Source organism: Corynebacterium mendelii (assembly GCF_017307055.1).
In the GTDB taxonomy this organism is placed as follows: Bacteria; Actinomycetota; Actinomycetes; order Mycobacteriales; family Mycobacteriaceae; genus Corynebacterium; species Corynebacterium mendelii.
Map to the genome: position 1 here is coordinate 63,750 of NZ_JAFLEQ010000012.1, position 24,961 is coordinate 88,710.

General features: G+C 61.1%; 19 protein-coding genes. 13 read left to right on the top strand and 6 right to left on the bottom strand.

Annotated features, from left to right (window positions below; translation table 11 throughout):
- Positions 1 to 382 precede the first annotated feature (382 nt).
- From JZY06_RS07310 to JZY06_RS07325, 4 genes are all read left to right on the top strand, one after another.
- A complete protein-coding gene (locus JZY06_RS07310) occupies positions 383 to 2,002 on the top strand; it encodes an aspartate:alanine exchanger family transporter (protein WP_377769086.1) in 1,620 nt (539 codons plus the stop codon).
- A 234-nt stretch (positions 2,003 to 2,236) separates the two neighbouring features.
- A complete protein-coding gene (locus JZY06_RS07315; RefSeq protein ID WP_207278904.1) occupies positions 2,237 to 2,566 on the top strand; it encodes a heavy metal-binding domain-containing protein in 330 nt (109 codons plus the stop codon).
- Positions 2,567 to 2,640: 74 nt separating this feature from the next.
- The gene (locus JZY06_RS07320) at positions 2,641 to 2,946 is read left to right on the top strand and encodes an RNA-binding S4 domain-containing protein (protein WP_207278905.1); all 306 of its coding nucleotides are present in this window, start codon (positions 2,641 to 2,643) and stop codon (positions 2,944 to 2,946) included.
- A 7-nt stretch (positions 2,947 to 2,953) separates the two neighbouring features.
- Positions 2,954 to 3,808 (top strand): VOC family protein, encoded by an 855-nt coding sequence (locus JZY06_RS07325; protein WP_207278906.1) that lies wholly within the window; start codon positions 2,954 to 2,956, stop codon positions 3,806 to 3,808.
- A 192-nt stretch (positions 3,809 to 4,000) separates the two neighbouring features.
- Here JZY06_RS07325 and JZY06_RS07330 read toward each other — a convergent pair whose 3' ends face one another.
- Positions 4,001 to 4,987 carry an alpha/beta hydrolase fold domain-containing protein gene (locus JZY06_RS07330; protein WP_207278907.1) on the bottom strand — a complete coding sequence of 329 codons (987 nt, stop codon included), beginning with the start codon at positions 4,985 to 4,987 and terminating at the stop codon, positions 4,001 to 4,003.
- 53 nt (positions 4,988 to 5,040) lie between these two features.
- Here JZY06_RS07330 and JZY06_RS12570 point away from each other — a divergent pair, with 53 nt between their 5' ends.
- Positions 5,041 to 5,607 carry a methylated-DNA--[protein]-cysteine S-methyltransferase gene (locus JZY06_RS12570; protein WP_207278908.1) on the top strand — a complete coding sequence of 189 codons (567 nt, stop codon included), beginning with the start codon at positions 5,041 to 5,043 and terminating at the stop codon, positions 5,605 to 5,607.
- A 543-nt stretch (positions 5,608 to 6,150) separates the two neighbouring features.
- On the opposite strand, the gene JZY06_RS07340 is transcribed toward JZY06_RS12570, so the two are convergent.
- From JZY06_RS07340 to JZY06_RS07350, 3 genes are read right to left on the bottom strand one after another with little or no spacing between them, the layout of a single operon-like run.
- The gene (locus JZY06_RS07340) at positions 6,151 to 9,024 is read right to left on the bottom strand and encodes an ABC transporter permease (RefSeq protein ID WP_207278909.1); all 2,874 of its coding nucleotides are present in this window, start codon (positions 9,022 to 9,024) and stop codon (positions 6,151 to 6,153) included.
- 8 nt (positions 9,025 to 9,032) lie between these two features.
- Positions 9,033 to 9,812, bottom strand: coding sequence for an ABC transporter ATP-binding protein (locus tag JZY06_RS07345; RefSeq protein ID WP_207278910.1), 780 nt, complete (start codon positions 9,810 to 9,812; stop codon positions 9,033 to 9,035).
- A gap of 8 nt (positions 9,813 to 9,820) precedes the next feature.
- Positions 9,821 to 10,372, bottom strand: coding sequence for a PadR family transcriptional regulator (locus JZY06_RS07350; RefSeq protein ID WP_207278911.1), 552 nt, complete (start codon positions 10,370 to 10,372; stop codon positions 9,821 to 9,823).
- Positions 10,373 to 11,266: 894 nt separating this feature from the next.
- Between JZY06_RS07350 and JZY06_RS07355 the strand changes: the two genes are divergently transcribed.
- The gene (locus tag JZY06_RS07355) at positions 11,267 to 12,430 is read left to right on the top strand and encodes an MFS transporter (protein ID WP_207278912.1); all 1,164 of its coding nucleotides are present in this window, start codon (positions 11,267 to 11,269) and stop codon (positions 12,428 to 12,430) included.
- 581 nt (positions 12,431 to 13,011) lie between these two features.
- On the opposite strand, the gene JZY06_RS07360 is transcribed toward JZY06_RS07355, so the two are convergent.
- On the bottom strand, positions 13,012 to 14,952 hold the full coding sequence (locus JZY06_RS07360) for a M13 family metallopeptidase (RefSeq protein WP_207278913.1): 1,941 nt from the start codon (positions 14,950 to 14,952) through the stop codon (positions 13,012 to 13,014).
- 709 nt (positions 14,953 to 15,661) lie between these two features.
- Between JZY06_RS07360 and JZY06_RS07365 the strand changes: the two genes are divergently transcribed.
- From JZY06_RS07365 to JZY06_RS07395, 7 genes are all read left to right on the top strand, one after another.
- Entirely contained in the window at positions 15,662 to 16,261 is a 600-nt protein-coding gene (locus JZY06_RS07365) for an alternate-type signal peptide domain-containing protein (RefSeq protein WP_207278914.1), read from the top strand.
- 195 nt (positions 16,262 to 16,456) lie between these two features.
- Positions 16,457 to 17,197, top strand: coding sequence for a hypothetical protein (locus tag JZY06_RS07370; protein WP_207278915.1), 741 nt, complete (start codon positions 16,457 to 16,459; stop codon positions 17,195 to 17,197).
- Positions 17,194 to 18,591 (top strand): hypothetical protein, encoded by a 1,398-nt coding sequence (locus tag JZY06_RS07375; RefSeq protein ID WP_207278916.1) that lies wholly within the window; start codon positions 17,194 to 17,196, stop codon positions 18,589 to 18,591. The genes JZY06_RS07370 and JZY06_RS07375 overlap by 4 nt, the downstream gene beginning before the upstream one ends.
- Before the next feature lie 115 nt (positions 18,592 to 18,706).
- Positions 18,707 to 19,654: a signal peptidase I gene (locus JZY06_RS07380; protein WP_207278917.1), complete on the top strand. Its 948-nt coding sequence runs from the start codon at positions 18,707 to 18,709 to the stop codon at positions 19,652 to 19,654.
- A gap of 273 nt (positions 19,655 to 19,927) precedes the next feature.
- A complete protein-coding gene (locus JZY06_RS07385) occupies positions 19,928 to 21,058 on the top strand; it encodes a glycoside hydrolase family 25 protein (RefSeq protein WP_207278918.1) in 1,131 nt (376 codons plus the stop codon).
- A gap of 195 nt (positions 21,059 to 21,253) precedes the next feature.
- Positions 21,254 to 22,066, top strand: a complete 813-nt coding sequence (locus JZY06_RS07390) for a siderophore-interacting protein (protein ID WP_330617181.1) — start codon at positions 21,254 to 21,256, stop codon at positions 22,064 to 22,066.
- A 457-nt stretch (positions 22,067 to 22,523) separates the two neighbouring features.
- Entirely contained in the window at positions 22,524 to 22,811 is a 288-nt protein-coding gene (locus tag JZY06_RS07395) for a hypothetical protein (protein ID WP_207278919.1), read from the top strand.
- 257 nt (positions 22,812 to 23,068) lie between these two features.
- Here JZY06_RS07395 and JZY06_RS07400 read toward each other — a convergent pair.
- On the bottom strand, positions 23,069 to 24,961 hold a 1,893-nt coding region (locus JZY06_RS07400; protein WP_207278920.1), incomplete at its 5' end, for a class I SAM-dependent DNA methyltransferase.

A 24,961-nucleotide genomic window follows, 5' to 3' on the forward strand; every position in this document is an offset into this window, starting at 1 on the left:
GGCCGCCGGCCGCGGGCACCAACGTCGCGGCAGCGGGGGAAATCCCGCGGAAAGTTCACCTGACCACCACCTGCCCGGGCGGGGCCACCCGGCGGCGCCGGGCCTGTCTTAAGCACCCGTCACCGGCGGTTTTGCTGCCCCGGGTGGGCCGCTGACAGGCCGCATACCCCCGGTGGTAGTGGGCCGGGCCGGCCGCCGGTGGCTGTGGTGTGTCCCCCATCCGGGCACCACGTGCCCGCGCGATACGCAAGATAGTGCACACTAACTGCCACACATGGGGGGTGTAAACAAGTGTTTTACGTGGAATAATGCGCGGCGCTGTCCGGTTATGCATCATTTTTGCGGTTGTCTTTGTCCGCTTGCTTTTGGTTGTATGGGCCTTGTGGAAATCTTCGCGCAAGAACCTCTCCTGACACTGTTCGTGGTTATGGCCCTGGGACTGGGGCTGGGCAAAATCCGCATCGCCGGGTTTTCCCTCGGGGTGGCCGCCGTGCTGTTCGTCGGCCTGGGGCTGGCCACCATCGAGCCGGCCATCACCCTGCCGCCGATCGTGTTCATCGTCGGTTTGTCGATCTTCGTCTACACCATCGGCCTGGAGGCCGGGCCCGGGTTTTTCCGGTCGATGAAAACCACCGGTATCCGGCACAACCTGTTCGGCCTGGGGGTGATCGCGGCCGTCAGCGTCCTGGCGTTTATCGTGGTCAAACTCTTCCGGATCGAAGGTGCGTCGGGGGCCGGCATGTTCACCGGCGCGGTGACCAACACCCCGGCCATGGCGGCGGTGGTCGACACCCTGCCGCTGATCGTCAAAGAGGAAAGGAAACTGCACTATCTGGCGGAACTGCCGGTGGTGGCCTATTCCCTGGCCTATCCGATCGGTGTGCTGGGGGTGATCCTCACCATTGCGGTGATGGGCAAATACTTCCGCATCGACCACGAGCGGGAAGCCCGCCGCGCCGGGGTGGCGCTGCAGCAGCTGATCACCCACCGGATCCGGGTGACCACACCGGGCCTGCCCAGTGTGACGACCCTGCCGCACAAATTCGGCCTGCAGATCATTGTCAGCCGCATCGAACACAACGGCAAACTGTTCATCCCCGAACCGGGCGACCAGGTTGATCCGGGCGATGTGGTCTCCGTGGTCGGCACCGAGGAGGAAATTGCGCGCGCCGTGGAGATGATCGGTGAGCTTCTTCCCGGCGATCCCACCCACGATGAGCGGCTCGACTACCGCCGGATTTTCGTCTCCCAGAAAGACATGGTCGGTATCCCGCTGCGGAAACTGCGGCCCCGCCTGCACGGCATGCTGGTCACGCGGGTGCGCCGCGGCGACAAGGACATGGTGGTCACCGACGATACTGTGCTGCAGCTGGGCGACAGGGTGCGGGTGGTGGCCCTGCACGACCGCATCGAATCGGCCACCCGGCTGTTCGGTGACTCCTACAAGCGTTTGAGCGACGTCAACCTGCTGCCGCTTCTGGTCGGGCTGAGCCTGGGTCTTGTGGTGGGCATGATCCCGGTGGCCCTGCCCGGCGGGGTGGATCTGAAACTCGGCAGTGCCGGCGGCCCGCTGATTGTGGCCCTGGTTTTGGGGGCGATCGGGCGGACCGGCCCGATTGTGTGGCAGGTGCCCTACGGGGCGAACCTGGCGCTGCGCCAGCTGGGTATCGCACTGTTTTTGGCCGGTATCGGCACCACCGCCGGCGCCGGTTTCAAAGAAGCCCTGTCGGATCCGTCATCGCTGACGATTATCGGCGGCGGCGCCATTTTGACCTTCTTCGTCTCTTTCCTCACGCTGTGGGTCGGCTACCGGGTGCTGAAAATCCCCTTCGGCCAGGTGGCCGGGATTCTGGCCGGTCTGCAAACACATCCGGCGGTGCTCAGCTACGTGTCCGACCAAACCAAAAACGAGCTGCCCTCGATCGGCTACACCACCGTCTACCCGATGGCGATGGTGGCGAAAATCATTGCCGCCCAGATTGTGCTGTTCGCCCTGCTGTAAACCCCCGCCCTGCCGCCGGACCACTGCCGGGGGACTGGAAAAGCCCCGCGGACCCGGCGCCGGTTTCCCCGCGGACCCGGCGCCGGTTTTTTCGGTCTACACTGTCCCCATGGGCGTGCCGGAGTGGTGAAACCCCCGGCTGACGAACAGGACAGGAACCCATCCCCAGCGGCGGGACCCGTATTGTCTTCCCCGGTTTTTTCCACCGCATCCACTTTCTTCAAGGACGGCACCATGATTGTCACCACCACCCCCCAGGTCGACGGCTACCGCATCACCGGCTACCTGCGGGTGGTGGCGGGGGAAACCATTGTCGGCATCAACGCCTTCAAAGACATGGCCGCGGGATTGCGCAACCTGGTCGGCGGGCGCAGCGGATCCTATGAAAAAGAACTGGTGGGCGCCCGGGAGGCAGCACTCGGGGAACTGGTTGACCGGGCCAGCCAGCTGGGGGCGAACGCGGTGGTCGGAGTCGATATCGACTACATGGCTCTCGGCGCCGACAACGGCATGCTGATGGTGGCGGCCTCCGGGACAGCCGTCACCATTGAACCGGCCGGATAACACCACCACCCGGTTGGGGCACCGGTGGCACCGGCAGCCGGGCCGGAAGCACCGACCGGCTAGACTCGTCTGCTATGACCACGCCAGAAGAAGTAGCGGTTGCCGGCGGCAGCATCAAACTCGGGCAGTTCATCAAACTGGCCGGACTCGTCGACACCGGCGGGGACGCCAAACAAGCCATCGCCGAAGGCCGGGTGGCCGTCAACGGTGAAAAAGACACCCGGCGCGGTAAAACCCTGCGCCCCGGCGACACCGTCACCGTCGACGGCCGTGCGGCGAGAGTCGTTGATGCGGAAGACTTCACCGGCGATGGCGACGATTTCTTCGACGAGACAACCGCCGACGACGACTTCGATCCGACCAAGTGGGAGAACCTCTAAAACCGACATGCCCGCCTTCAACGCTGTTGCCACCATGCCGTATTGGCTCGATTTGATGTCGACCGATACCCGCAAATCCACCTATTTTTATTCCACTGTCCTGGGCTGGGACATTGCAGAAACCGACTCCGGCTGGCGGATGGCCAAAGCCCAGGGCCTGCCGGTGGCCGGGATGCTGGAAAAACCGGACGACTTTTTCACCGACACCTGGGTCACCTATTTCATGGCCGATGACCTGGAAGCCCTGACAGACAAGGCAGCTGAACTCGGCTCGCGGGTGCTGGCCGGACCGCAGGAGATCGCCCTGGGAACCATGGCTGTGCTGGTTGATCCCGCCGGTGCCCTGTTCGGCCTGATCCAGCCGCATTCCGGTGATGCTTTCATTGCCGGGGGTGAACCGGGAACCACCGTGTGGCATGAAAACGCCGTGGTCACCGCTTTCGACGAAACCATTGCCTTTTATGCCGAGCTGTTCGACTGGGCGATTGAGGTCACTGTTGACGAGCACAACCGGAAATACGGTGTGGCCACCGAAGAGGGCATGCCCTTCGCCGGTTTCTGGGATGCCGCCGGGGTGTTCGGCACACACGTCCCCAGCTTCTGGCAGTCGTATCTGGGGGTCGAGGATCTCGGCACAGCACACGAGGCTGTCGTCCGGGCCGGCGGGGAAGTGGTCAGCGGCCCGCAGAACTCGCCTTTCGGCCCGATGATGGTGGTGGCCGATTCCACCGGGGCGACCGTCACTTTCTGTGAGGTTGCTCCGTATGTGGAACAGGGCCACGAAGGCGACGAGCTGGCGGGAATGGATTTATCGGCCTACGGCATTGACACCACCCCACTGCCGGAGAACAACCGGCAGTAACACCGTGGCCCCCCGGCACACGGATACCGCCTCCCCGCGGGGCTGTGTACGATCCCGGCCTGCATCAACCCCACCTGCCGGCTGGCTTGTGCGGTGACGGGGGTGTGGTGCAGGCATGACACCCCGGGCAACAGTTGAAAAAAGCACTGCCCGGCAGCAGCCGGGCCGGTGCCCCGGCTGCTGCCGGGGGTGCTACCGGCCGGTGTTTTCCTGCTGCTGTTTGGCGGCGACCTGTTGTTCCACCTTGGCCCGCGGATCGTCGATGACGTGCCCGGCAATAAAGGATGCCGCATCCACCAGGCGCTGCCGCGCCACCCGGGGTTCGACGATGCAGTGTTGCGCGGTGTAGGTGGCCACCCGCCCGATCAGCACATGCTCCAGGGGGACTGTGACCCGGATATCCCGGTTACCGGTCTGGAAGAGCACTTTCTCTGGCCAGAGGTGAGTATCAACCGTTGTGAAACCGCCCCTGATTTCATCCGGCACGGAGTCAAGAGTCAGCTGCGGGCGGGCCATGACAAGCGCATCGAAGCGGTCTGCCAGACCGGCCAGAAGTCCCGCCCCGGCGCTGACACCGTAGCCGACAATCCGGCTGGCACCTTTGTCTTTCGCATGGTCAATCGCGGCTGCAACATGTTCTGCCTGCTCGGCGAGAGTGGCCTCTGGTGCGAGCGGATAGTCGACATCAACCACGGTGGCGCCGGCCAACACCCCCAGGGCCGCGGCCTCCGGGCGGTGGGAAAACTCCAGGGCGGCCCCTCCGCCGCGCCAGAAACCCCCGCCGTGCACCGACACAATCCAGGTGCCTGATTGCTCGACCCCGTCCGGTGTGATCACCGTCAGGGAGTCTGTGCCGGTGATGTGCAGGTTGTGGCCGGACGTGTAGGCAACCCCCGGCATGGTGTGGTCGCAGGCGCTGCCCAGCATCACCATCGAAGTGTGGGTAAGCCGGTCGGGCAGTTTCGCCGCCCAATTGTCGGCAATCTCCCGGCCGGTGGTTCCCCCGGCCCACGGCGGGGTCGGGTCAGGGGCGGGATAGTGCTGGCTGAAATACCAGCTGAGCTGTTCCAGCCGTTCGCCCTCATCCAGCGGGGTGGACGTGCCGCCGACAACAAAATCCCGGCCGGTGTCCGGATCGTGGACATTCGACGGGCCGGAACTGGTGATCTCTTCGCTCATGGGGGACAAGTCTACCGGGGTAAAACACACACCGGCGCCTACACTGGGCGGCTGTGCACACATCCTCAACCACTGCCGCCCCTGCTACCGCCACGGTGACTGTACCGGCCGGCCCGGTGACTGTGACCGCGACCGCCCGCGGCATTGTGCGGGTGGACTTCGCCGGCACAGACCCCGCCACCACCGCCCCGGAATGGCCAGTGGACACGGATGCAGCTTCCCGGGCGGCTGGGGCTGCGGGTGTTCACCCCGCCGCCGGTGCCGTGGCTGCGGCTGCCGCCGGGGAACTTGCCGCCTATTTCGCCGGGTGCCTCACACACTTCACCATTGCGCTGGATCCGTCTGCCACAGCCCGGGCCAGCAGTTTCCGCCGCCGGGTGTGGCAGGCACTGGGTCACGTCGGCTACGGCCGGACTGTCACTTATGGTGAGTTGGCCGGTCTCATCGGCTGCCCGACAGCCGCCCGCGCGGTCGGTGGTGCCCTGGGGGCGAACCCTTGCCCGGTGATTGTCCCCTGCCACCGGGTGGTGGCCGCCGCCGGTATCGGTGGTTTCGCCGGGCCGCTGGAATTCAAACAGCGTTTGCTGCGCCTGGAACAGGGCGGCGGGCCTGTGGCCTGACAATAAAAGCGGCGCAACCGTGGTGTGTCCTTCCCGCGGGCAATCCGTGATGAGGGGCGTGACCCGGTATTTCGGGTGGCAGAAGACAGGTTGCAAGTTTCTGTTAAGGAACATGCCGCCAACCCACAATAAACCCGTGGTTTCTTGGCAGGGTTTTGCCAGGATTGGCCTCTATCGTCAATAGGTGGGAACGGTTGGTACAGGGAAATCCGGTCCCGGCGCCGGTGACGGTGGCGGGAGCGCCGGTCCTTGACACCGATCGTGTGCGATGAATGGATGGAAGTCCCCCGCCGGTTGTTTTTGCTTCCACGGTGAAAAACCGTGGGGTGGCAGCAGGCGGGGGCTCATTCATTGTCCGCCGGGTTCCGGCCTTCCCGAATCCGCGGGATGTGAACAACAAGGGGCGGGAGAGGCGAAAAAACACCGCCGCGCAGAACGACGTCTGCGCGGCGGTGATCGGACCCGGCCGGTGGGCAACCGGGAAGACGTGACCCGGATTCAGGTGTGGATTGCGTGCTGTGCAGTGACAGCCGGTTGCCCCCCCTAGTCGGCCCGCAGTGCCGGGATGTCGGTGCGGATTGACCGGCCGAACAACAATCCGGTTATCCAGGCAACCAGCGGGATGATCAGCGACCCGGCACCAACAACCAGCAGGGCGGTGGCGGTGACGCTGCCGGAGAAGTAGACGTGCGTCAATACCGCGCCGACACCGATACCGGCCACAGCACCGGGGATGCTTCCCATCAGCGCCACCAGCAGACCTTCGTGGGCGAGGAATGTGCGCACGGTACCCGGGGACCCGCCGACAGCGGACACCAGCGACAGGGTGCGCCGGGCCTCTGCCGCCGACAGCCCCAGCACCAGGGCGATCGCCAGGCAGGCGACAAGCCAGGCCAGGGAGACCGGGACGGACAAAACAAGCACCATCATCACACTGTCGTCGGGCAGGTTCAGGTTGAGGGCGCGGTTGTGGTCTGCCACGGACAGTGCTTTGAGCTGCCGGATGAACCCGGGGCGGTGATCGAAGAGCATCATCTCACCGACCCACTGGATATCGATGTTGGTGGCTGCGGCCGTGTGCGGGGTGATCAACACCAGGCCTGTCCGGTAGCCCCAGTTTTTCTCCGGCTGGACCGGATTGTCCGAGGCCGGCGGGGCCACCCACACCGCCGGAACACTGGTGGTGGCCAGCGGCGGCTCGGTGCCGAAGAAGGGATCATCCTGGTCGACGGAGTAGTAGCCCCCGGGCGACGACTTCACGCCTTTAATGGATCCACCCGTGATCGATTCACCTGTGATGGGTTCACCGGGTACTGCAGTGTCATCGAGTGTCCAGTAGTCGGTGGTTGGCCCGTAGCCCAAAGCCAGGGTGACGGTGCCGTCGGGTTGCAGCAGATTCCGGTTGAAGACCACAGCTTTGCCGTCGCTCAGGGCAGCGGCGATCGTGTCCCGGGTGGCCGGGTCACTGGTGATGGCGGCCGCGCTTGCGGCGGATGCCACCGCCACAGGGTGATTCATTGCCGGGTACACCGTCGACCAGGAGCCGATCGGCTCCTCGCTGCCAATAACCCTCGTGGAGACCGGTTTCCATGCCGGATAGTCGGAGCCTTGTTCGACGGGGGAGAAGTAGCTGAAGGATTCTTCCGCCCCCAGGTGGGAGGCAATCGTGTCGATGTCAGCTTTCGTGGACTGGCTGGGGCCGTCGATAAGGTGCGAATCAAACCAGGAGGAGACAGTGGCCGTCTTGTCGCCTGCCGGGCCTTGGCTTGCGAACATCCCCGGGGATTCGGCGATGAACAGGGTGATCAGCACTGCGGCGCAAAACGTTGTCCCCGCCACCGCTGACACGGCGGGACCGGTACGGCGGTTGTTGCGCCAGGCATCCCGCAGCGCCAGCCGGGGCCCCAGCGGCAAAAGACCCGCAAATTTTCCGCAGGCCAGCACCATAAACCGGCCGCTGGCCACCAGGCCGATACCGATCAGCGGCACCAGCATGGTTGACAAATCTAAGAAATTGTATGGACGATCCGCCGCGACGCCGCCGAACTGCAGGGCAATAAACCCGGCCGATGCCAGCACCGTCAGCACCGGCCCGAACCACAGTCTGGGGGTGATGGTCGGTGTGGCCACGGCCTTTCCGCCGGCCAGACTGGTCACCGGATCAGCGGCTGCCGCAAAACGCGCCGGGGCCACGGCAGAGGCCACACCGACCATGGTTCCGGCAACCGCCACCAGCAGTGCCACATCCCAGGTCCAGCGGTAGATGCGGTCGGTGTCACCGAAAGCAACCAAAAGCCCGTAGCCGACCGGCCAGCTGAGCACAATACCCGCCACCGAACCGATGGCACCGATGACAAGCCCCTGCCAGACAAGTACCTTCGACAGGTGGCTCCCGGTTGCCCCCTGGGCGGCCAAAAGACCCATCTGCCGGGTCTGCCGGCGGGCGGCCACCGCGAAAATCGGGGTGATCAAACTGACCACCAGCAGCAGGAGGAGAACAATCAGCAGCACCTCGGTCATGGTGTGCGAGGAGTTCCACCACAGCGCCACCAGGGATTGATCGGGAATATCGCGCACCTGATCAAAATGCCAGACGCTCACACCGGTTCCGGCAAACTCTTTCCGGTAACCGTCGCCGGTTGCGGTGCCTGCGGGAAATTCCGCCAGGTACGCCATCGATGCCACCCCGTTTAACGGTGAGATTTGCGAGATGTGGGTCAGGCTGGCGAACACATCCGGCACGGTCTGTGAAGAGATCACCCACGTGTGTGTATCGCCACCGGGGGCGGTGGTGGCCTGAACGGCGGGAAACTCAATCGGGTGACCGGCAGGCAGCACGAAGGTTTCACCACCCGCGCCGCTGCGCCGCTGCTGCGGTCCGGGAACAAGCCGGTCACTATCCGACCCGTCGCTGATTCCGCTGGGCATCACCGCTTTCAGGGTGATCGGTGAGCCGGGTGCAATACCCAGTGGTTCGGCATCCGCGCCGATGAAAACCTCTCCTTCGGCAGGTGCACCGGGGGTTTGGGAATCAACCACCAGCACCTCGCGGGTGCCGCGGATGTCGCCGGCGGTGAAGGAGAAACTCACCGGGGTGGCCAGATACAGGGTGGTACCGGGCAAGACTTTTTCCACCGCCGCTTCCGGAGGCATATCCAGCAGATCAGCGTTGTCCGGGGAGATGCATCCGACCGGATCAGTGTCATCTACCCAGCAGGTGGAGGAGTCGATCCACACCTCCGACAGGCCGGAACTGGCCGGGAAATAGTCCGGATCAGTACCGGTGCGGTCGCTGGAGTCCGCCGACACCGCCCCGATGGCGAGAGCAATGGGCAGGGCAAACAGCAAAATACCCGCCACCAGCCGTTTTTTGTGCGCTTTCAGATCGCGCACAGCAAGTTTGAGTGTGATACCCATGCTGTCTGCTACACCTCCTTCCGGTTGCCGTTGCCCGGATCGGTTGCACCGGCCGCGGCATCACCGGTCGGCTGCGCCGGAACACGGTAGGAGGAGTGGGCGGGAGATACCATCCGGCCGTCCCGCAGGTAGATCACCCGGTCGGCCCAGGCGGCAAAACGCGGTTCGTGGGTGACCACCACCGCAGCCGCCCCCCGGTCGACCTGTTCGCGGATAAGCCCCATGACCGCTTCCGCGGTGGAGGTATCCAGTGCACCGGTGGGTTCATCGGCCAGAATCAGCCGCCGGGTACCCACCAGGCCGCGGGCAATGGCCACCCGCTGGCGCTCCCCGCCGGAAACCTCCGCGGGGAAGCGGTCGGCCAGGTCGGCCAAACCGATGTTGTCCAAGGCTTTGACCGCCTGCCCGCGTGCAGTGGCCGCCGCTACGCCGTCAAGCTCCAGGGGAAGAGCCACATTTTCGGCGACGGTGAGTGTTTCCACCAGGTTGTAGCTCTGGAAAACAAAACCGACATGTTTGCGCCGCATCTCTGCTTTGTCCGCGGCCGACATGTGGGAGACATCGGTGCCGGCGACGGTGACGGTTCCCGTCGACGGGGAATCCAGGGTGCCGGCTATTTGCAGCAGGGTGGATTTACCGGACCCGGACGGTCCCATCACCGCAACCAGTTCACCGGGGTTGACTGTCAGCGACACCTCGTTGAGGGCGACTATCTCTGTCGGGCCATCGGGGTAGCGGCGGGTGACGGAGTCCATCACGAGCGCGGGAGTGTTGGTGGTGGCGTTCATGGTGGTGCTCACGCGTCCTTTCCGTTTGTTTCGGTCCCGGCAGATGCCGGGGGCAGTGTTTCGATGTGGTCGAGCCACCGGGCCTCACCCTCCAGGTCGAAGATTCTTTTTTCCAGGGTGAGTCTTTTCGCGTTCAACGACTCGTCGGTCAACGCTTTTTCTTGCAGAATGTCCCGGATTTCGGCGATGACGGCTTCCCGCTGCGCCTGGATGACACCGGCCACGTCTTTTCCCGCGGCCGCTGCCATGGCGATTTTGATCACCAGCTCATCGCGGTCATTGCGGGATTTGACGACCGGGGTGGAAAACCAGTCGGCTATTTCTTCCTCGCCTGTGGCCGTGACCGCGTAGATGTCCACGCTCCGGCCGGTGTCGGGATCGGTGAGTTCACCGTGGGTGTGCACAAGCCCGTCGCGTTCAAGACGCTGCACTGTCTGGTAGACCTGGCCGACATTGATCGGCCAGGTACCGACAGTGGCGTCCTCGAACACCCGCCGCAGCTTGCCCACACCGCACGGTTGGAGCGCCAGGGCGCTCAACAGTGCGTGTTTGACGGACATAGTGTCCTCCTTGGACGAAAACACAGATTGGCTGAAAACAACCGGGCACCGTCTGTTCGTGCCCGCCCCGGGCAAGAAGACTTACTTACCGGGTAACTTACTGGGTAATCTAGTTGTTGCTTACCCGGTAAGCAATACCTGTTCTTTTTCGGGGGTACCCGCTGACCGCAGCCTTGAAGCAGCCTTCCGTATCTTTGCCGGCGGCTATCTTCCCGGTTGCAGCACAATAAAATTGCCCCATCGCACTAGATAAAACGGGGTATCTGTGGCCGGTCGGGGCCGGTTTTTTGGTGTGGTCGGGCGAGCACCTGGCGCGGCGGCGCGGTCTTGGGACTCCGGGGTCTGGGCTGTTTGGCCGAGATGCTTGTGCAGATACCGGGAAGGTGTAAACATGTCTACATCGGTGGTGTTGTGAGTCTTCGGCTTACTGATGATGAGAAAAACCGGTTGGATGCGTTGGCGGAAAAACAGGACTCCCGCGCGCGTTCTACATCCGTGAAGCGTTGGGTACATACCTTGACGAGCTAGAGCACATCTACACAGTGCGTGCTGGGCAAGAATCCGCGCGCCGCCGGGAGCACGCGACTGCCTCACGCGAAAAGCGTGAGCACGAACAGTCGGAGGATTGAGTTCACCTCCACGCGGGCCCTAGCAACCGTACAAAAAGAAAAAGCGGACCCAACACCACGCGTTGGGTCCGCTGTGTGAAACATCCGGCCTTGTTGATTGTCAGCGTTGGGGATGAGCACCTCCTGATCCCGGCCGTTGCTGTCGGGGGCCGCCCGACCATTGACGGTACCTAGGCCCCCGCCCCACGGTCGTTGTCACCACGGTGTGCGGCCTCCTAGTATGGGCCACTCTCCGAATAATTTTTTAGATAAGAAAGATTGTCGGATGCCTTTTTCCAAAACAGACAGACATTTTATGGCATGGCTAGTGTCAACGATTTTTACTCGTTTGACAGTAACGTCCATCCCGATGGTGAGCATTGTGGGCATAGCGGCCGCGAACGGTTCGTTTGTTCTGGGTGGGTTCACCTCGGGCGCGTACGCAATTGGAGAATCTGTAGGGGCCATTTGGCTCACGCCACTGCTTTCACGCCGCAACGTGAAGAAGCGTCTGTTCCAAGGGTGTGCCGTGTGCGCTCTTCTGCTCTTCGCCTCCGGCATCCTTGCCGTAAACGGGGCGCCGTATAACTTTTCTGTGCCTCTTCTGGTTTTTATCACTGGTTTACTGTCTGCACCCATACCGGGAGTCCTGCGCTCGTCAATCAGCCAGTCGTCCAGCAGTCCGGCCCGGGCAATGAGCCTGGACAACGCGATCAACCAGAGCAGCTGGGTTATAGGTCCAGTTCTCGGTGTCGCTGTGGTTCACAGCTTTGGAACCCTATCGGCCTTCTTCCTTCTGGGGATCTTCTTGGTGATTGCCATGATGACAACTCCCAGAGCAATCACCAATAACTATCATCAGTCGAGCGGTACGGAGTCCACACCAGATGTACGCATCGTTATGAATCCGATAGTTGCGTCGGCAGTGATCATGGCCGTGACGGCCTCTTTTGACACCTTGGTGCCGATACTGCTGACCGAGTGGTCGGGAACTGACGTGCGTACGGGGTGGGTGCTTGCCGCCCTGGCCGGTTCCAGTGTCTTGATCTCGGCGCTTATCGGAGTCAAAACACGCTGGAGCGGCAAGGAAAAGAAGTCGGCGTTTTTCACGCTCCTCGTTGTTTTTCTCATTGGGGCAACCGGTTTCACATACTCTTTCCCAACCCTCATGGCTGTAGCTGTGGTGCTCGGCGCTTTTCAGGCACCCGCCATGATCTTCCGGCAGCAAATCATTGCGGACAAAGTCCCGAAAAACCAGCAAGCCACCGCATTTTCGTACCTCTATGCGGCAGGAGGGATTGGCTATTCACTCACCGCAGCGCTGACCCCGTCAATATCCAAACTCGCAAACACCCAATGCGCTTCAGTTGCCGTCGCTGTTTTCTGTCTGGCAGCACTGGTAGCAGCCCACCTCTACACGAAAAATAACCGTTCCCCCCAGCACCAATGAGGCGCGTCACGCAAGCTCACCACCACCGAGAAGCGGCTGGAAATGATGTTCAAAAAACACGCCGGCCTGACACGTGACCCGCCGCTTTCCCGGTGTCAGACGCTGCGTTGTTTTTGGATCTGTGGCGACACATTTTTCAGCTGGACCGCGAAGTGACAGGCCCCTGGTGTCTGACAGCACCAGGGTCCATGGCCGATATGAGTTACTTCGCAGCTCTTGTCACCGGCAGCAACACCACCCGGGCGCTTCGTCGTCCCGGGGACACGGACAATTGCCGCCCGAGCTGCCGGTAACCAGGGAAGCTACGTGTCCATGTGGTCCGGAAGGCCGGCACAGCCTCCGGCTTTTGCCCATCCGGTCACCACTGGCGGCCCACGACACCGGTACACCTTCAGCTGCCACCGGCCCTAGGCACTCCACATGAAGAACCCTTTTTCGGCCCGACCGAAACGAAACCGGCGACGGACAGCAGGTGAGAAGTTTTTTCGAAACGATCGCGTTCCGCCGCCGGTTGTGACAGGTTGAAAAAAGGGGGGATTGCTGCCCCCTTTCAGCCGGGAATCGGCTTGTGGTCCAGGCAGCTACCAGATGGTGACGCGGTCTTTGGGATCAATCCACATGATGGAATCTTTGTCCACCTCAAAGGCAGAGTAGAACTCATCGATATTGGCGGCGATGACATTGCAGCGGAATTCCGCCGGTGAATGCGGGTCAATGGCCAGGTACTGGGTGGCCATCTGCGGGCGGATGGCGGTACGCCACACCCTGGCCCACGCCAGAAACATCCGCTGTAGGGCAGTGAACTGCTTTCCCTCGACTTCCGGGTCGGCACCATCGGCATCGGTGGTGGTCACCGGGGCCGAATCAAAATCCAGGCCTTTGTCTTCCAGGTACATCCGGTAGGCGACCACCGCAATACCAAGGCCACCCAAATCGCCGATGTTTTCACCAAGGGTGAACTGGCCGTTGACACCGGCTGATTCGATGCCGTTTTCTTTCAACACTGTCGGCACCAGCCCCTGGTACTGGTTGACCAGTTTCCCGGTCAGCTCCTCAAACGCCTTGCGGTCCTCATCGGTCCACCAGGAGTTGAGGTTGCCGACCCCGTCGTACTGGCTGCCCTGGTCATCGAAACCGTGGCCGATCTCATGGCCGATCACCGCGCCGATGGCGCCGAAGTTTTCTGCGGCATCAGCGGTTGGGTCATAAAACGGCCACTGCAGGATAGCTGCCGGGAAGGTGATGTCATTGACCACCGGATTGTAGAAGGCATTGACCGTTTGCGGGGTGCAGTGCCATTCATCCCGGTCAGCGGGTTTGCCGGCCTTGGAAATCTCGTAGTCGTGGTTGAAAGCAGCCGCAGCCTTGTAGTTGTCTATCAGGTGCGCCCCACCTTCGGTGAACTCCAGGCCGGTGAAATCGCGCCAGGTGTCGGGGTAGCCGATCTTCGCCCGGAACTTCGACAGTTTCTCCAGGGCGCGCTCCCGGGTTTCCGGGGTCATCCATTGCAGTTTCGAAATCCGCTCATGGTAGGCCTTGGTCAGCCATTGGACCAGTTCCACCATCTCCTGTTTGTGGCTCGGCGGGAAATGCTCGGCGACATAGGGTTTGCCCAGTTCTTCGCCGACGGCACCTTCCACCAGCTGCAGGCCGCGCTTCCACCGGTCGCGCAGCTCCTCCGCACCGGAGAGCTCCCGGCCGTAGAAATCGAAGTTGGCTTCGGTGATCTCATCGGGAAGCAAACCCGTGACCGAGGACAACACATGCCAGAAAAGATAGAGCTTCCAGGACGGGACAAGATCGTCGGTGAACAGGCAGTCCAGGTGGGTGACAAAGCTCGGCTGCTGGTTGATGACCCGGGCTTCGGGAAGGCCGGCGGCGCGCAGAATCTTTTGCGCCGAAGTGGGCAGTTCAGAAAACTCCATCGGGTTGAAGGTCTTGACGGCATCGCGGGAAGCAACAACATCCCAGTGGCCGGCGGCGATTTTCTTCTCCAGCTCCACAATCATGCGGGCTGCTTCAGCAGGCGAGTGGCCCAGCAGATATGCGGAGTCGATGAATCCGAGCATTGTGGCGACATGCTTTTCGTACGTGGCCAGGGTGTCGGCGTGGGCATCCTCGCGGTAATAGGCCTCGTCGGGAAGTCCCAGGCCGGACTGCACCAGGAAGGGGGCGGCCTGCTCGGAATCGGGGGTTTTCACCACATAGAAACCGATCGGGGAACCAAAGCCCGCCCGGTCGAAGCGGCCAATTACCGTGAGCAGCTCTTCGACGGTTGAAATAGCGGCAACTTCGTCCAGATCACCGCGGATCGGGGTGGTTCCGGCTTTTTCAATGGCGTCGGTGTCCATGAATGAACGGAACAGCACACCCGCGCGGCCGGTGTCTTTTTTCACGATCTCGTGGACATCCTCTTCGGACTTGTCCCGTAATTTGTGGAACATTCCGTCGACCGCGCGGTCGGCGGGTATGTCGTGGGAATCAAGCCAGGGGCCGTTCATGTACCGGAAAAGATCTCTCATGGCTTCCACCATACGAACTGGACACCGGCGGCTGCTGCGATTGTGTACGTGCCGACAGCGAACATGGCGTGTGCCGACACCATCACGCCCGGGATCGGATGGTCGGAAAAACGATTCTCCAGCGGAGGCGTGGTGGAAAACGATGTGTCACCAACGATGAGTGCATATCCCCCGTGCAGGGGGTTTTCAGAACGCGGATACCGTGAAAGAGATCACTTTTTTGCACGGTGGTTCTTAGGCCTCGGCGGCACCTTGATTGATTCGAAAGTGAAAGGTTTCAGTCCATTAACTGTTTTTGCTGGTCATGGCCTGAGATGGTGTCTATTGTCCACTAGCTGCGAATTGAATAACATTGCCGTTACTTATAACGCTTTGATTGCCTGCTCAACAGTGGTTTTGTTGCGGCGGCAAACCCGCTAATCTAAGGGCGGACCTTCTCCCATGGGTCCTGCGGATACTGTTCGTGCAGCAGTTGAGGCAGTGCTGATTGATGACGCTGTATGTGTTGTCATCGGCGCGCAAGCTGTGGCGCACCGGTTTTCCGCGAAGAATGTTCCGCACCAACTTTTCCGTCGTCAGGGCCGTTTGTGAGCTTTGTGCGTGAAAAGCTACAGCCGGATGTGAAAGACAATCCGGGTGTGGGGTTCACGTGTTTTACGGTCGATGTTGACGCCGGGAGATATCCCCAAAACTGAGGAGACCGAGTTTCATGAACCGCAAGACAAAAGCCGCCGTCGCGGGTACTGCTGCAGCCCTTCTTCTTTTCTCCGGCGGAGCCGGAACTTTCGCCCGCTGGTACGACGAAAAAGATATCGAGATGAACACGGTTACCGCCGGTGAGTTGAAGCTGAAGGTTGATGGTAAGGGCACCTGGCAGATCAACACCCCGGATTCGGATGGCGTGACTCAGGATTTCAATCCCGCCAGCGACAAGATCGCCCCCGGCGATGTCATCACTTACACCGCTAACGTCACCCCCACCATCGTGGGCAAGAACCTGAAGGCGGAGCTGGTTATCGACGATTCCGAGGTGGCCGGTCAGTCCGATGTGTGGGCCAAAGCCAAAGCTGCCGGGGTGGTCAACGTGTCCTCCGAGATCGTCGGAAAGACCGCTCTGACAGAAGACGACAATGGCCATGACCAGGAGGTAAAGGTGACAATCACCTTCCCCGAATTCACCGACATCACCGATCCTTCGGCGGGTGACCGGGAGCATAATGACACCTGGTGGGATCAGACACTCCAGAATCAGGAACTCAATTTCACTGGTCTCAAGCTGGCCCTGAAACAGACCAACAGGGGCGCCTAAAACACATCTCCGGCCATCGGCATTGATCGATGTGGCCGATACAGGCGGCCGGTTCTGGTGCTGTCACCGGAGCCGTGCCGCCTTTGTTGATCGACCAGTCCCTATCGGCGTCCAGCTCCCCGGAAACCTGCTTGCCGTTTTTCGAAGTTGTGTTTCCCCTTCCCCACTCCCCCGCTATTTCGGCAGGTGATCACCATGGTGCGACCAGCCGCGCATGATGTGCCGCGGCAATCTGCCCGCATCCGGCGCATCAGGGCGGCAGCCAGGCGTTCGTTGGTGTTGGCGGCAGTGTCGGGTTTCGCTGCCCTGGGTCTGCTGGTGTTCGCCTTTGTCCCCGGCACTTCGGCCCGCTTCTATGATGCGCAGCCTTTGGGTATGGAATCCATATCCACCGGTCAGCTGGCGGTGGCTCCCGTTGACGGCCAGCTCAGTGCTGTGTTGTGGTCGAGGCAGAGGACACCCAAATCGCGCTCCCGGGTATTTACCGATGGTGACAGAAGCGTCGAATGTTCGAAAGCAACCCGCAGAGGGTTTAAATTCCGGTGCCCGTTTCCCCCGGACAAGATTGATCTGCTGACAGTTTCCGGGGGCGATGACATCGAGTATTCACAGGTTTTCTCCCTGACCGTGCACGGTAAAAATCTTATGGCGCAGCCCAAAGCGACAGTCGACAAGCAGCTGTCTGGTTTGCCCGCGGGGACAACGCTGAGTGAACCGGTGGTCGAGCGTGTATCTGGTCCCGATGTGGCCGCCAGCGTCATCACGGTGGTTGAAGACGGTGACGAGTTCGCCGAACAAGATGAACCCTACTATCTGAAAGTTACCTACACGGTGAGCTTGAAGGCCGCCAGATGCGATTCGATCGTCTGCGGCGAGGTGTCGGAAGCCCTGCTGCCGGAGATAACTTTCATCGCCCAGGAGGCTGACCGCCAGTGAGTCAGATGCGTTCCAGCCGATCAATCATGCGGGTTGTTTGTGCCCTGCTTGCCGTCGTTGCCATATCGGCGGTGCTGTTTGGTCATCACGCCCCCACAACTGAGGCGCGCTGGTATGCGGCAACCACGGTCGGCCCGCACACCATCAAACGGGATGCCCTCAAAGTGGAGGCAGTCGACCAGGTTGATGGTGCGTGGGCGATGCTCGACGATCCCACCGGTGACACGGAGAGCGTTCCCGCCAACCCTGCCGCCTGGAAATTAACGAATATGGCCACCTCCGGTTACATGGTTGTCGTCCTGCGCAGTTTGGCCATGGACCCGATTGACACGATCAGAAGCTCTGACAACTGGATGGGATTGGGGCGAACGAAATTTGAACTGACCGTGCGCCGCGACGCCGGGCCCAGTACCTGCGCCAAACAGGATGGCCACAAGATCAAAGGCAAGATACTCAAAGACATCAAAGGTGAATCCCAAACAATCGGTCTGCCGGAAGAGAAATTCTCCCTCACGTTGCCGCCGCAGGGATCTGTCTGGGTGTGCATCCACCTGGTTGAGCGGAGTTTATACAATTTTTCCAACGAGAAGGATCGTGTGGATTTTGTGTGGAGGTACGCGGGAACCGGGGTTGCTATGGCACTGGGATACACCTACCGGGTGCCCACCCCCAAGTCCCTGGAGGAGGACGGGCTGGAGTGGGAGGGAGCCGGTTCCTCCATCTCCCACGTGATGGCATACATTCCCTGGGTGGGGCGTGCCGGACAGCATGAAACAGAACCGAAGAGTCTGTGCGAGATTATTGGCTACCCGAACTACCTTTTCCTGCGCTTTAGCTGGCCGGGGGGATACGTTCCCAGCTTATTTTCGGGAGGCGCCCAGTGGGGTGAGCAGATTCTCTACCGGGATCCGGCCAAACCCGGGGATCCCTGGGTGCCGTTGACCGGACAATCCACGAACGATCCCGGCAGGGACAGGCTGTTCGGCGGGCCGGACGGCAGCGCCGAGTTTAGTCTCCTTGCTGGTCAGCCCGACAGACTGGACGACACCAAAATCCACCGGTGGAATATCGCCGAGCTGGGTTCGGTTGCCGATCCTGCGGAGATTCCCGACTGGTCCGGCGATAAGCAGATGTACCAGTTGGATCTGCGGGCCAGGCTCATTTTGAAAACCGATTCGTCAAACGGGGGAAACGACAAAGACGCCCCGCCGATCAACTGGATCGATTCGCCCTTTGCGATCCGCGTCTACTACCCCAGACATGACAACGGCGAATCGCAGGATCTCCGGTGCAAGCCGGTGGCGTTGCCGGACGATGAGATGGAAAGCAGCAAGTTGGCTCCACCGTTCGGCGGGGCCCGCATCATGACGGAAGATGTAATCCCGCAGCAATGATCCGCCCCCGGCATCTCCTGCCGGAAAAACCATCCGGTGACCGCGCAAGCGGCGGGGGCGTCCGGTACCGAATACACAATGCAGCCTGCTGCTTATTCAAGGAAAGTGACCGCCAGTGACAGATCCCGATCAACTACCGGATAACGGCACTACCACGCCACCGCTGAAGTGGAATCCCCCGACAGCTGGTGCGAAAGAGTCGGCCACATCTGTTCCCGACGGTAATGCTGCCGGCAGCAGCCGGGTATCGTCGGCTGCCGGACCGTCGGCACCGGGCATGGACCACGGGGATGACAGTCGACAGGCATCTGCTCTCGGTGAATCGACGGCTCCGCCCGCCGGGACTGTTCCCGACAACGCCGCCGCCGCAGCTTCCGCTGCTGCGGTGGCGGGTGGTCCCGCTGCTGCCGCGGATGCTGTACCCGCTGCTTCTGCCGCCGCAGGTCAGCCGGAACCGCATACCGTTTCCGAGGAAGAAGACGAGGAGTTTTCCCTGCCGGGATTTATCGGCACGGTCATCACCTGGATCATTGTTTCGGTGCTGGTATTTCTGGCCGCAGCCGCGGTAGTTGTGCCGCAGATCATGGGCTGGGTGCCGCTGACGGTGCTCACCGGATCCATGGAACCGCGCATCTCCCCGGGATCCCTGGTGGTGGTCAAACCGGTGGATACAACCGACGGGCGCCGGGAACTGTCGGCGGGTCAGATTGCCACCTATATGCCGAATCCCGATGATCCAACCCTTGTCACCCACCGGATCATTGACCGCTCCACCCGCACCGACGGAACCGTCTTCTACAAGTTCAAAGGAGATGCCAACCAGGCCCCCGATCCGGATGAGGTGGCCGACTTCCAGGTTCGTGCCACCTACCGCTACCACCTTCCCTACCTGGGGTATGTGACGGGACGGCTGCACGGGAAACAACGCACCGGTGGCGTGCTGATTGTGGTGGCGATCCTGCTGACCTACATGGTCTACCAGCTGTACCAGTATTCCCGGGAGCGCAGGCGCCTGCGGGAGGAAGAAGAGGGGCAAAAACCGGATTCCCCGGCGTGTGCCTGATCCCTGGAGATCGGTGGCGGACAAACCGGGCTTGTCGCTGCCCGATTTCTTTCGGCGGCAGACGGATGAAACGACAGCCCGTGGCAGAGAACCCGGGGCCACCGACACTGACCGCAACCCCCGTCATCCGGGCCGGATGGCGGGGGTGTTGATGCTCTGCCACGGGCGGGGCTTCAGTTGTTCCCCCAGGTTGCAGCAAAAAAGACAACCCTGGGGTGGATGTGACTGGTGTTGAGGATGTGAAAGAAGTGAATATGTTGTAGGTTGTTACACATGGAGTTTCCCCGCACCACCACCGCCATCCCGTTGCACCGGCGGCGTATCCCGGCCATCGCTGTGGCCAGTATTCTCACTGTTCTCGCTGTTGTGGCGGGACTGCTTGTTGTCACGGCCGACGCCGATGAAAAGCTGTATCCCACCGGACCCGATGTTGCCTCGTGGCAGCACGTTGATGGAGCCGCCATCAACTGGTCGTCGGTGAAATACGCGGGCCACGACTTTGCTTTCGTCAAATCAACCGAAGGCATCGGCTACGTCAACCCCTACTTCATTGTCGATTCGAAGCAGGCCGCGAAAAACGGGATGCTGGTCGGCTCCTACCACTACGCCCGGCCCGCCCAGGATGCGCGGATGCAGGCACGTGAATATGCGGCATCACTGGTCGCCCAGCCGCAGCCCTCACTGCCGCCGGTACTTGACCTGGAGGTCTCCGAAGGGTTGACGCCCTCACAGCTGGTTGACTGGACCGACACCTTCCTGCGGGAAATAGAGACACTCACCGGCCGCCAGCCGATGATCTACACCTACCGGTACTTCTGGAATGTCGAGATGGGCAACACCACCGCCTTCACCGACTACCCGCTGTGGCTGGCCGCCTACCAGGACACCGCGCCGACCGATATTCCCGGCGGCTGGGATTTCATGACGTTCTGGCAGCAGTCCGACCATGCCACCATCAGCGGTATCCCCGGTGCCACCGACTACAACATTTTCAACGGCACCAGAGGGCAGCTCAATGACCTGGTGGCCGGCAACAACCTGTCGCTGGGCACGATCATTGAAGGCAATATCAGCTCCGACCGGCTGGTCGGCACCGCCATGGAACTGAAAACCTTCGGGGAAAACAACCGGGAACTCGTCGGTGCGATTTTGGCCGTGGCCGCCGGTGTCATCGGTATCGGTGCCCTGCTCACCTTCGCCCGCAGCCAGGGACTTGACCTCGGCCCGGCCAACCAGCTGGTTGACTACGTCCAGCATCTGATTGCTTCCGGCAACCTGCCGATCGATGATTTGAAGACCATGGCAGCCGAAGGCGACTACTCGGTTGGTGACCTTTTGATCCTGCTGAAAAACGCGGAGAAACTCTCCCACGAAATCAAGCGCGCCCAGGGCGAAGCCGGGTAAGCGGCAACCAACTGCGCACAAGCGGCCATCACGGCCGAAGCCGCCGGATGCGGGGAAGCATCCGGCGGCTTTCCGCATGCCGCAAGACTGTGTATTCCACCCGGATACAGCTGCTGCCGAAGGCAAGAGCGGAAAAATCGGCCCGGTAAGGGTAGACTCGCCCCGCATTGCCCACCGGCCGGAAGGAACAGCACTGTGACCGATACCCCGACACCGAAGCACTACCGGCGTTTTCCCGTCCGTATCCGTCAAGTTGAGGTGGTGGCGAAAAAACAACTGTCCCCCACCATGCTGCGCATCACCTTCGGCGGGGAGGGTGCCCGCGGCTTCGAATCAGGGATCTTCGACGAACACGTCAAACTGATTTTCACCGATCCTTCAACCGGTGAGCTGCGGCTGCCGCAGCAGGTGGGCGACAAGCTTGAATGGCCCACCCCGAAACCGGTGGGCCGGGAATACACCATCCGCAAACACCGTCCCGAAAGCCACGAATTCGACATCGATTTCGTCGTCCACGGCGAAGGGCTGGCCGGCTCGTGGGCGGAAAACTGCACCATCGGTGACCGTCTGCATGTGGCCGGCCCACCCGGCGGCTGGGAGATATCCCGCGACTACGACTTCTATGTGCTGGCCGGCGATGAGACCGGACTGCCATCGATGGCCCGTTTCCTGGAGGAAGCCGATCCCGGGATGAAAGGCACCGTCGTGGTGGAGGTCCCTGACAAGCACTCGGAAATCGATCTGGCGGACCATCCCGGCTTCACCGTCACCTGGGTGCACAACCACGGCAAAGCCTCCACCGTTCTGGCCGACACTGTCACGGCAACGGATATCCCCCACGGGGCCAGTGTGTTCGTGTGGCTGGCCGGGGAAGCAGCCGCCATCAAACCGCTGCGGGGATGGATAAAGCACGATCTGCAGCTTCAACGGGGCGATATTTCGGTCACCGGCTACTGGAAACGCGGGGCGGAAGACACCCACGAACACCTCGACCGGGATGAGGGATAAGTGGTGGCCGGGTGATCCCGGAATGGTTGCGGTAACACGTGATCGCACTTAGAAAACCGTCTGCCCGTAGGATAACGGCAACTGTTGGCTGGTCTTTTGGATTGTGTTCATGTGTTGTCCGCCGGGGCGAAAAGGAACTGCCGTACCGGCCTCCGGTACGACCGATACACAGACCTGCTCCGCCGGGGAACTGTTGCCCGAAAACATAGCCATGGCCAGTCAGTATCGTTTTAACCGGTATGAATGACCTGCACCTGGCTCGCACAAACAGTGGTGAACCAACCACCACCGTGACCACCGCGGTGTGCCGGGCTCTGGAGCAGGCTGCCGGACAAGAGACCACCACTTTTTTGTGGCCGGGGATTTGTTTGACCGGGCGACCCTCTGTGACAGCCGTGGATAAGCGGAATCACCGGAAGCCGCCGGCACCATCATCGACCGGGCCATCAGTGTCGGCATGCTGGTGATCATCACCAGCGGCAACCATGATGCGGCCGTCGGACTGCTGGAACACCTTGCACCCCGTGATGGCCTGACGGTGATCACCGCCGGGGAGCCTGCGGTCATTGAAATCGAAGGTGGCGGCATCGATATTGTGACCGCCGGTGTGACCGGGGACCCGGATCCGCGCAGAATCATCCACCGTTTTCCCGCGCCACGCAAAAACAGCACCACCATCGGTATGCTGCACACCTCTTTGACGGGGGAGCACAGCCGGTCGGTGCGTCTGCCCACCACCAAATAGGAGCTGGTTGACCTCGGATACGACGCCTGGCTTTTGGGCCATGTGCATGAACCGGTTGTGGTCTGCGGCAACCCGCCGATTGTGTGGCCCGGCTGCCACTGGGGGCGATGCGGCACCGACTGTGTGCCCGGCCGGGTGGAAATCACCGTGGAAGGCGGACAGGTAGCCGTGGTCTTTCATCGCTTCTAGACGCAAGCGCCCGCCAGTCAAGCTTCCGTGTTACGCCCGGCTACGGGATTGCACTGTGGTGTTTCTTCTTAAAGTGATTCGTTTCCTGTTAAGTCGGCGTAGTTTTTGAACAGAATCTCTAGCCGCTGTTCTTCGGTTGTGAGCTTGCGTGAAGCCCCCAGTGCCTTATCCACCGCGCGGTCTAGCTTGTCGTGTGCCTTCAACAGTGCCGGGTCCATTGCCAGTGGGTTGTAGTGGTCAGCCAACGACCGCTCGGGGTGAAGCGCGCGGGCCTCAAGCACCGCCTTACCGCCCGCGATAATCTCCTGGCGCTGCTTCTCGGTCAGCTCCGGGACGGGGAAAGTGTTCCACACCAACGTGGCGGAGAAACGAAGATCAGACTTTAAACGCCCGCCTACCGCACGCTGCCATGTGATGAACATCGACGACGACAGCAACGCAAACATGAGTCCATCAGGATCCGAGATCGTAAACGTTGCATCACTCGCAATAATGTTGGCTGTGTAGTGATCTGCAAGGAAGTATTTGCGGTTCTCACTCACAACACGCGGAATACAAACGTAATCAGTTAGTGGCCGTTTGCTGTTGGGTCGGAACAAGTGGGGAGTGTCTTTGAGTTTGAAGGCATCTCCCGTGGGTTTCTGCTGAGAACGCCATTCCTTACAGGAGGCCACGCGCTGTTTCAGCACCGGAGACTTGGCAATGTCAGCCGGATTGAAGTCCTCGTCACCCATCCATAGGCACCAGCGATCTAGGTCGTGCACTAGTTCCCTGGCTCCGCGGAAGGGGCGCAAATATTTAGCGGCAACAGGGTCAGCGTCCACTTCGGCATAGTCGTCTTTTTCTACTAGGAGATTCCCTCCATCCACAGGCATTGTCCCAAAGGACGCTCGGGAAACCTCGGGAGAAATAGCTTTAGTGGTTTTCCAGACGAGAATCTGTGGACCATCGATCAGGTAGGCATTGACGCCTTTTTCCACAGCCACAGGTACCGGTTCGCCGGTTATGTCAGGATAGTCCCACAAGCGCTGCTTGGTGTGCTTGTCGCGGGTGAAGCCAACAATCACGCAATGCACGGCCGCTTTACCGGGCGCTTCGGAGTCCCAGGCAAAGGTACGGTGCGCGAACTTGATGTTCCAGCCGTCAAAATAGATCGGGTCAAACAACGCCGGAACCGGCTGCCCCTGACAAATACTGTTGGTGGTCACATAGCCGAACTCACCACCCCGGTGGCGCAACAAGTCCAAGGTTTTCGCGTGCCAAGCCGTCACGTAGTCCAAATAGCCGTCATAGTTTTTCCCCCATGCTTGTTTCAGGTCAGCTACTTGTTCCTTGTTTTTAGTCTGGTGGCCGATAAACGGCGGGTTACCGAACACGTAGGTCATGCCGGGAGTTCTCGGAACAGTCGTATCCCACGCCATGTGCAGCGCGTTGCCGTGCACGATATGGGCGGTGATCTTGATCGGCAGGCGCTCCGGGGCAAGACCAATCCGTGAAGCAAGCGCTTGGTTTGCCTGATGATCGACCAAGAACATGGCGACCTCAGCGATACGCGCAGGCCACCAGTTAATCTCGAAGCCGTAGAACTGGCCGATAGACAACCGCTGGTCGAGCGTCACGTCAAGGGCACCCGTGGTCAGCCCCTCCCGCTCGTAGATCGCCGCGATAATCTCCGTCTCAATCTTGCGTAGCTCCCGGTAGGCGACCACAAGGAAGTTTCCGCAACCACACGCCGGGTCAAGGAAGATCATGTCCGCCAGCGAGTCACGGAAGGCCCGCAACTGCTTAATCGTCGTGGACTTGTTGGTCACCAACCGGCGGGCTTCATCCCGCAGTTGATCGAGGAACAACGGCTCTAGAACCTTCAAAATGTTGGTTTCGCTGGTGTAGTGCTCCCCGTCGCTTCGCCGTGCTTCTTTCGACTTCACCAACTGGAAGAGAGAGCCGAAAATAGCCGGACT

Coding starts and splice junctions, on each gene's coding strand:
- JZY06_RS07385 (WP_207278918.1), top strand. CDS start 19,928: ATGGAGTTTCCCCGCACCACCACCGCCATCCCGTTGCACCGGCGGCGT.
- JZY06_RS07315 (WP_207278904.1), top strand. CDS start 2,237: ATGATTGTCACCACCACCCCCCAGGTCGACGGCTACCGCATCACCGGC.
- JZY06_RS07350 (WP_207278911.1), bottom strand. CDS start 10,372: ATGTCCGTCAAACACGCACTGTTGAGCGCCCTGGCGCTCCAACCGTGC.
- JZY06_RS07345 (WP_207278910.1), bottom strand. CDS start 9,812: ATGAACGCCACCACCAACACTCCCGCGCTCGTGATGGACTCCGTCACC.
- JZY06_RS07365 (WP_207278914.1), top strand. CDS start 15,662: ATGAACCGCAAGACAAAAGCCGCCGTCGCGGGTACTGCTGCAGCCCTT.
- JZY06_RS07330 (WP_207278907.1), bottom strand. CDS start 4,987: ATGAGCGAAGAGATCACCAGTTCCGGCCCGTCGAATGTCCACGATCCG.
- JZY06_RS07395 (WP_207278919.1), top strand. CDS start 22,524: ATGCTGGTGATCATCACCAGCGGCAACCATGATGCGGCCGTCGGACTG.
- JZY06_RS07320 (WP_207278905.1), top strand. CDS start 2,641: ATGACCACGCCAGAAGAAGTAGCGGTTGCCGGCGGCAGCATCAAACTC.
- JZY06_RS07355 (WP_207278912.1), top strand. CDS start 11,267: ATGCCTTTTTCCAAAACAGACAGACATTTTATGGCATGGCTAGTGTCA.
- JZY06_RS07370 (WP_207278915.1), top strand. CDS start 16,457: ATGGTGCGACCAGCCGCGCATGATGTGCCGCGGCAATCTGCCCGCATC.
- JZY06_RS07340 (WP_207278909.1), bottom strand. CDS start 9,024: ATGGGTATCACACTCAAACTTGCTGTGCGCGATCTGAAAGCGCACAAA.
- JZY06_RS07325 (WP_207278906.1), top strand. CDS start 2,954: ATGCCCGCCTTCAACGCTGTTGCCACCATGCCGTATTGGCTCGATTTG.
- JZY06_RS07360 (WP_207278913.1), bottom strand. CDS start 14,952: ATGAGAGATCTTTTCCGGTACATGAACGGCCCCTGGCTTGATTCCCAC.